This is a genomic window from Aquimarina sp. (assembly GCF_977115655.1).
Window position 1 is genome coordinate 1 of sequence record NZ_CDSBKO010000110.1, and the last position, 8,337, is coordinate 8,337.

General features: G+C 49.8%; 2 protein-coding genes. Both read right to left on the reverse strand.

Going from position 1 to position 8,337, the window contains the following annotated elements:
* Positions 1-518, reverse strand: a 518-nt coding sequence (locus ACZIYX_RS23205; RefSeq protein WP_462684651.1) for a hypothetical protein, incomplete at its 3' end; no start/stop codon positions are given.
* Between the two features lie 159 nt (positions 519-677).
* Positions 678-7,817, reverse strand: a complete 7,140-nt coding sequence (locus tag ACZIYX_RS23210; RefSeq protein WP_462684652.1) for a reverse transcriptase domain-containing protein — start codon at positions 7,815-7,817, stop codon at positions 678-680.
* Positions 7,818-8,337: the final 520 nt, after the last annotated feature.

The following is an 8,337-nucleotide window of genomic DNA, read 5'->3' on the forward strand; positions in this document are numbered from 1 at the left end:
CGTCCGCGGAACGTTGAGACGTCCCAGATGACGCTGATTCCCCACGCTGTTTGCGTTACCAGAGCTGTCGCGAACTCGTCCTTCTGGTTGAGTCCCATGATGGTGTCGTTGGGGATGAGCTTTATTGCTCGTGGGTATTTCTCGAGGAGTGGGTGTGCGGCTAAATTGCCTTGCTGCTTCCACTTCTGGATTTTCGTGAACATCGCCTCGTCGATGGTGACGCGGGGCATGTGCAGTCCGATTGCCGTCGTCATGTTGCCTTCTTTGTATTGTAGCAACTTTATTGCGACCGGGAACAAGTCGCTGTGCTCCACGAACAACGTCCGCAACGAGGATCCCAGCCGGTGGCCCATGATTCGGACGGTGTTGACCCACACGTCCAGATAGTGACATGGGTGACGTGGGTCCGTCCATGGTGCCGATGGGTCGACCCAGTTGTCCTCGTTGGAAGTTGAGGGTTGTTCGGGGTCGGGTATATCCCGTTGCGGCTCGGGTATATCCCGTTCAGCATCGGACATGACTGAAATTAACAGATAAGATTAGTACTAGTTAGACTGCGAAGTTTAATGACTTAGAACTTAGTGTGACTATTAATAATTTTAGTTGTTAATAAAAATAATAATTTAATAAGTGTTTAGTTGTAAAATAAAATAATAACGTCGTTTTCGTTCGTTCGTCTATCGTCCCTTCCTGTCACAGTCTGGGCATTCCCAGGCCGTGTCTTCAGGGTCCCTTCCGACGCAGTGTAGATGGTACCAATCCGTGCATCCGTCGCATTCCAGCCATATGATTTTGTCCGGCTTTTCCATGTCTTCTAGGAAGGTCCCTCCGCAGATCCGGCATAGTGCGTCGTCTTGATTGACTGTCCGGATTCCGCTTTTTGCGATTCTGAGGCGTCCTTCGTATTCGAGATATGCTTCTTCTGAGCCCATGAAGTGCTTGAAGAGAGCGCTGTTGTGCCATTCCGGGCGCTTGAGTGGTGCTCCGACTCGTTTGAGCTTCAAGCGGCTGTTGTTGTCGATAGCCATTACCCGATATAGTCGGTCAAATTCCGGATGGAACTTGTTTCCGATTCGCTTCCCGTTTAGCTTCTCCCGGTTCTTCATGAGTACCAGGTCTCCAATGCTGAAGTCTCGGTCCGCCGCTTTCCTGTCGTAGTACTCTTTGTACTGTAGTTGCATTTTCTTGTTCTTTTCTGCGGCTACCTCCCAGGCTTCCGTCATCCTTTGTGTGACTTCTGCTGCCCAGTCTGTTCGTTGGAGTCCTTGGTTGACTTCGAAGAGAGGGTTTTCCATAGGGATGCTTGGATCTCTCCCGTGCATCAGGTAGAATGGTGTGTTGCCTGTTGATGCGTGTGGCGTTGATCGATACGCAAACAACGTGGGTCCAATGAACGTGTCCCAGTTGTTTGGTTTTTCTTCTGTTAACGGATGAATCATGTCCATCAGCGTTTTGTTCCATCGTTCCACGAGGCCATTCGCTTGGTGGTGGTAGGGAGCGGTGTAGCATACGTGTGCTCCTACCGATGCCACTTCGCTCATGAACAGCTCCGAGGTGAATGATGGTCCTCTATCGGTGATGATCACTCTTGGAACGCCGTGTGTCGGGATGATCCTGTCATGGAGCAAGTCGACGATTGTGCTTGCTTTTTGATCTTTTGTCGCGTAGGCTTCTGGCCATTTCGTGTAGTAGTCCATAAGGGTCACGATGTATTTGTTCCCCTTGTCTGTCTCCGGTAGTGGGCCAATCACGTCGATTGCCACCATGTGGAATGGAGACATGGCTCTTAGCGGCTGGAGTGGGTTTCTTCGGTTTTCCCCTTTCTTGAATCTCGCGCATGGGATGCAGTCCTGGATGAAGTTCTTTAGGTCCGCTTGCATTCCCTCCCAGTAGTATTTCTGCTGCAGCTTCATCAACACCTTGTTGAATCCCAGATGTCCTCCATACTTCGATGTGTGAAGCATGTCCATGAGGGGGTAGGTGAAGATATTTGGCACTACCAGTTGGAATTCGACCTTGTCCCTTGCGACTGGTGATGTTTTTCGCTTCATTCTGTAGAGGATTTCCTCCCACAGGCAGTAGAATGGTTCGTGCGCTATGACCCACTTCGCAATAGCTTCGTCGTCTGGTAGCTCCATGGTTTCTAAGTAGTAGGCTAATTCGCCTAAACGAGGGTCTTCTCGTTGTGCATCGATGATCTCCTGTTTGTTCCATGGTGCTCGCAGGCTGAAGTATTCGAAGTTGTGTCCTTCGTTGAGGTCTTCGCAGTCTTGTCGTAAGCTGTCTTTCAGCGCTCCCCCTGCCGCTTCTTCTGCTTGCATGTCTTCTGTGTCTTCGTCGATCACATCATTCAGGTCCGCTTCGACTCTGAATTCTTCTTCTTCATCGCCCTCGTCGTCCGACTCTTCCAGGTTGGGATCCACTTCTACTAACGCGCAAGCTATTTCGCTCTTGGAGATCGGTATTTCCGATTGTTCCGTCTCCTCAGCTAGTTTGCCATTAGTGGAGTGATCCTCGTTACCCGGTTTTGTAGGCGAACGAGGCTGTTTGCCTGTCTTTGTCTTCTTTGTGACCATGTTGATTTCATTTTCGATGATTGGATCTCTTTGCCCTTTCTGCTCGGCCTCCAAGATGTCTTCATCGCACGAGCGGATCATCTTTTGTATGATGTTGATTTGCCGTCTTTCTGCTGGCTTTTTGGCGTTCTTCTTCTCTTTTTCGACCATCTTTTCGAGGGCGCGCTTTGTGCGTTGCAGCTTCGCGATGGCTTTCGTTGGTTCGACGTCATCGTCGTCGTCGCATTGCACGAACGGTGGGCGTGATAACGCATCGGCGTTCGTGTGCTTTTCGCCCGGAACGTACTGCATTTCATAGTCGTATTCCGCTAGCATCATGGCCATTCGAAGCAGACGTGGCGTGATGTCCTCTGCTTTTCGTTTCCGGTCTAGGATGCGAAGCAGTGGCAGATGGTCCGTATAGATGGTTACGAACCCTCCTAGCAGGTATTGCCTGTATGTTGAGAAGGCTTTAACCACTGCCAAGCATTCCTTTTCCGTCACTGCATAGCGGGTCTCTGTGTCTGTTAGCTTTTTGCTTCCGTAGTGCAGCACTCGTTCTGTTCCGTCGTGTCCGACTTGTGCGAGCACGAATCCTAGGCCGATGTTGCTGGCGTCCGTGTACAACCGGAACGGCAGGTTCATGTCGGGATAGCCAAGGATTGGAGCTTCCGTGAGCTTTTCTTTGAGTGCGTCGAATGCCACTGCTGCATCGTCGTTCCATCGTTTGGAGAATGCCAGATTCTTTTGATCCGCTTGTGTGAGGTCGTAGAGTGGCGCGGCAATGACTCCATACCCTTTGACGTACGCTCTGTAGTATCCTGTGAGACCCAGGAACTGGCGCACTTGCTTGACCGATTTGGGGTAGGGGCATTCCCGGATTTTCTCGATTTTTCCCGGGTCAGGCTGTATGCCTTTCGCCGAGATCACGTGGCCCAAGAATTTGACGTCGGTTCGTGCTAACTCGCACTTGGACGGCTTCAGTTTCAGATGTGCATCCCTCAGACGTTGCAAGACCTGTTTGAAATGGTACAGGTGTTCCCAGGCCGTCTTCGAGAAAATTACCACGTCGTCGAGGTAGCACATGCAGAACTCCATCAGCAGTCCTTTGAGCACGAATTGCATGAGGCGCTGAAATGTCGCTGGCGCGTTGGAGAGACCAAACGGCATCATGGTGTACTCGTACAGTCCCTCATGGCACGAGAATGCCGTTTTCTCTATGTCCTTCTTCCGCATCGGGATTTGCCAATACCCTGATTGTAGATCCAGTGTTGTGAAGAACACTGATCCACACAGTGTTGCTAGGGTTTCGTCGATTCGCGGGAGAGGATAACTGTCCTTCCGTGTTACCGCATTGAGGGCCCTGTAGTCCACGCAGAATCGGATGGAACCGTCCTTCTTCTTGACGAGGACCACTGGTGAGGCCCATGGGCTGTTGGATGGCACGATGATGTTCTTTGCCAGCATATCTTGTACTTCTTCTGTGATGAGTTTTCGATAGGCCAGTGGGTTGCGGTATGGCTGCTTCACGGCCGTTTCTTCTTTTAGGTCGATCTGATGTTCGACCAGCGTCGTCCCTTTGAGGACTTCGCCTGGTTTCATGAATACATCATCGTATTCTTGGATCAGGATCGACAAGTATCGTTTCTCCTCGTCTGTCATGTTCGCTGAATCGAGGTCGATACCATCGGGAATGTCGATGTCTTTGCCCATTCGTCGAGCTCGTTCCATCATCGATTTCTTGAAGTCTGCCACTAGCGCGTCTCTTTTCGCTAATGACGGGAGCTTAGCCTTCGCTTTGTATTCCTCCTCGGACGCGATCGGGTTGTCCGGGTTTTCGTACAAGGCTTCCAGTGCATCCCTCGCTGTTTGCGCTGACAGGACTGTCTCGATGACAGTAACTTGCTCGGCGCTGGCTACTTTCTTTCCCCTTCGCATTCGTACCGTCTTCTCGCTATGGTTGGAGAAGGGAATTAAGACTGATTTGTCTTTTGGGTTTGCGAGTATACGTGGAGCCATGATATCCAGCTGTTCTTCTTCGCTGCCATTCGGCTGGACTTCCACGTCTTCTCCATCTTCGATGTCTCCGGTGAACGAGCATTTAACATACTTCATTGTATTTGGTGGTATGTTAATGCTGATTGCCACCTTACAGATGGGAATCTTCCGCTTTTCTTCTTTCTTTGTTTTATTCTCCTCTATTTGAGGCGTCGCTGGCCTCTTCGAGAGGGTTTTGATCTTTTTGCCGTTCATTGTCACCTGTTCCTTCGCGTAGTCGAGCACTAAGCCAAAGGCTCGTAGTGCGTCGTCGCCGAACAGCATGGGTGAGTGCAGATTTTCCAAGACGTGAACGTCGATCGTCTTGGTCACTCCGTCGATGGTCACTGGAGCTTCGAATACGCCCAGCGAGTTGTTGGTCGTTTCGTTGTTGAAGCCCGTGAACTCGACATTTGCTTCCTTCAGTGGCAGATGCTTGAAGTACTTTTTGTACCCTTTCGCTGTGATGAGGGTTGATTGTGCTCCAGTATCGATGAGACTGCGCACAGCCGTGTCCTCAATTTGGACTTCGATGTACATGTAGTACCGTGGGGGCGCTTTGACCTGTGTGTTGTTGATGGATTGGATCTGCCTTTCTTTGTTCTCCGCCCTTTCCACCATATGGACTCTTTGCCGTACGATCCTGCGAAATCCGTCTAAGTCCTCGCCGTCCGAGCTTTCGCTGTCTTGATTGTTTTCCACGAACTCGTCGTTGCGTTGTCTTGCTTCTTGCCGTGGTCCGTAGCATTGGGACAGATATTGCTGGTCCCTTTCGACTGCGTTCGCTCCCTGCTGATTGGCCGTTGACTTTGACGAACCCGCTGATTGCGGTGGATTTCGGCAATCCTTAGTCCAGTGGGTCGATACCTGATGATGTTCGCACCACTTCTTCTTCGGAACCCCCTGTTTGTTTCCTGCCCATGAGGGCTGATTGCTCTGGTTTCGTTTGGGGCAGTCCTTGCTCACATGTCCCATTTCGTTGCATTTGTAGCATTGGGGCCCGCTTGGCTTCTTCTCGTAGGTCTGTTTGTCTTTGGGTCGATTGAGGCACTCGTTGGCGTAATGACCCAGTCCGTGACATGCATGGCATGTGACTTCTGACTTGGGTCGACCCCTACACTCATTCGTGGTGTGCCCCGGCTTCCCGCAGTTTCCACAGCCTTTCTTCGGACCATTGGATCCGTTGCCTTTGCCTAATGGGGTGCTATTTGCACCGTTGCCCCGGTAATTGTTTGGTTTTGATCCCCTGTAGTTAGAGGAGCTATTCGCTTTCTTGTTGTACCCCCGATTGTTCTTGTTGTTGTAATCGTTGTTTTTGTTCTGACCTCTTTGGTCTATAGTGCTCTCCTTTTCCAGATCTTCATCCCGTTCGATGTTTAGGGCCCGCATCTTGAGTTCTTCGAAAGTGGTTTCGTACCCCAGGTTCAATCTTGACCTGTATCGGGGTGCGATTCCACTCAAGAAGTACTTTTTGAGGAGGCTTTCTTTCTCTTCTTCTCCGATGTTAAGTGGAATGATGTGTTCCACCCAGCATCGCAGCAGATCATCGATGAAGTCCCGGATAGTGTCCGTTTGCCGTACTTCTTGGAGCATCTTGATGCCGAACGTCATATCCGCCGGTTGCGCGAATCGTTCCATGAGGAACGCGACCACTTGATCGTAGTCGTTCATCTCGTCCGGCTTCCACTGTTCTTGAATGTCCAGTGCGTTGCTGGCCGCTCCTCGAAGTTTGCTTTTGAGCAGGCAGAGCATTCTAGTTGGGTTTGTGATGTTCCGTAGCGTCATGGCTCTTGTCAGTTTTGACAGGTACGTGTGGAAGTTTCTTGATCCATCGAATTCCTGGATTTCGTTGAGGTCCGGTTCGGCAATTTTGAAGACGGTTTGGGATCCATCTGGTGTGAGCATATTTGCCCATGCCGTGCTTCCGACCGATCCATTGTTGAATCCCGTGGTCGCCCCTATTTGGGGTTGCGTTCCCGGATATGTCGGTGATCCTCCTTGTGTTTGTTGGTACCTGTGGGGTTGATTGCTTTGGGAGTTCGGTCGCGGGTTGGGCTGGAACCTTGTGTTGTACCGATGATTGTCCGCTGCGTTTGCGGTAAACACTGTAGTTCCCGGCCATCCGTTGCCCGAGCTGCCATTGGGTATTGTCCTCGTTAGACTTTGCCATTCCGCTCCGTTGTTTGTGTTTCCCCCGTTTGCTGCCTGCCATTGGCGGTTTGTGAACGTGGTATTTCCACTCGTGTCCGTCCCGCCGATGGTGGAATTGTTTCCATACCATTCCTGATAACCCCTCTGTTGGGCTCTTAAATTATCCCCCTGATTATAGCGTGAATTTTCTATTACCATTACGTTTGTGTCTCTAGTATTTGAATTTATGTTTCTAGTTGGGGCTTTTTCCGTATTATTTCTGTTTCCGTACCCATTCTGCAGGGTGTTATTTTTATTTGTGGGGTCTTGTCCCCTTGTGTTGTTATTATTTTGTTTTTCTTTATCCCCCGGTGCCTTTTGCACTATATTTATTTCATTACGGGGCGGGTTATTTCCCGTTCCATTGCCTTGCCCCGTTTGTTGGTTTGGTCTCTGCTGCTCCTGGTCCACGATTTCTTCTTGGCTGCTTCTTGCTTCCATTATCTCTTCGATGTTCTGAAGTTCCCGGAATGGCCTATGTTCTGCCGTGATGTTTTCCACTTGGCTTCGAACCATTGCCGGAATTTGCTGCATCAGGTTCTGCATCATCCGTTGATTTTGGGCCAGCATTTCCCTGATGTTGGTGGTTTCGGGTGGTCGCTGAGGGTCCGAATTGTTCGATTCTTGGTTTCGGGTCCCGTTTGCTGTCCCGATAGTTGCTACCTCCTCTATGGAGTTATTTAAATCCTCCCGTGCAGCTCTCGTAGTTGTATTCGTGGCGTTCTGAACCACAATACGTCGTGTTAGAGCTATTGGCTCTTCCCTGACGGTCTCGATAGTCACCGTGGACTGGTCGAGATTTGAACTTTGTCGTTCGATCCGGCTGGGAAGAATTTTTTCTAGGCCGTTTTGGACGTGGAATTCAGTGCCGTTGTCCGTTTGACCCTCCGATGCCCCGTTCGTCTGTGGGAGGCCATTAGACTTTGTTTTAGGGACTGGGTTGAAATCCGTGAGTGGGATCCTGGGGGGAGAGACGGTTTGTCGCGATGTTCCGGGTCTTGCTTGTTTTTCCGGTGATCCGTCCGGACCCTGCATACCCTTCTGCGATCTTTTCGCTGCCCTAGCTGCCCGTTCTGACATTACGGGGCTGGCACGCGACGTACTTTCGTCTCGACTTCTAGGATTCGGTGTTACCCGACCTGCTGGTTCGCAGTATTCCTCGTCCATGTCGGTATTTGGGTCGTCCGTCGTGTTTGTGTGTACGATAATAGTGTTATCGTGTGTGTTTAGGTCCTCTTCCGATTCACTTAGGTCCCTATCTAAGTTGTGAGACGGGTCCATGAGGTCGGATCCGTAAAAAAATTATTTTTGTTGTTTAAAAAAAATTTTTTTTTTCTTATTTTATTAATTTGACCTAATTGGTCTCAAATTATTTCGTTAATAATTTTAATAGCGCTCTTAGCGCTTGTTTGTATATTTATTTATTTATTTTTTTTTTGGTGTGTTTGTGTATAAACAACACAAATTTTTCCTACGGAAAGTTTGTGTTGTTTACGTGTTGGTTTATGCGGTGATTGCCGCTGATGTGTATAGTGTGTTCAGCTCAAATAGAGCA

Coding starts and splice junctions, on each gene's coding strand:
- ACZIYX_RS23210 (WP_462684652.1), bottom strand. CDS start 7,817: ATGCAGGGTCCGGACGGATCACCGGAAAAACAAGCAAGACCCGGAACA.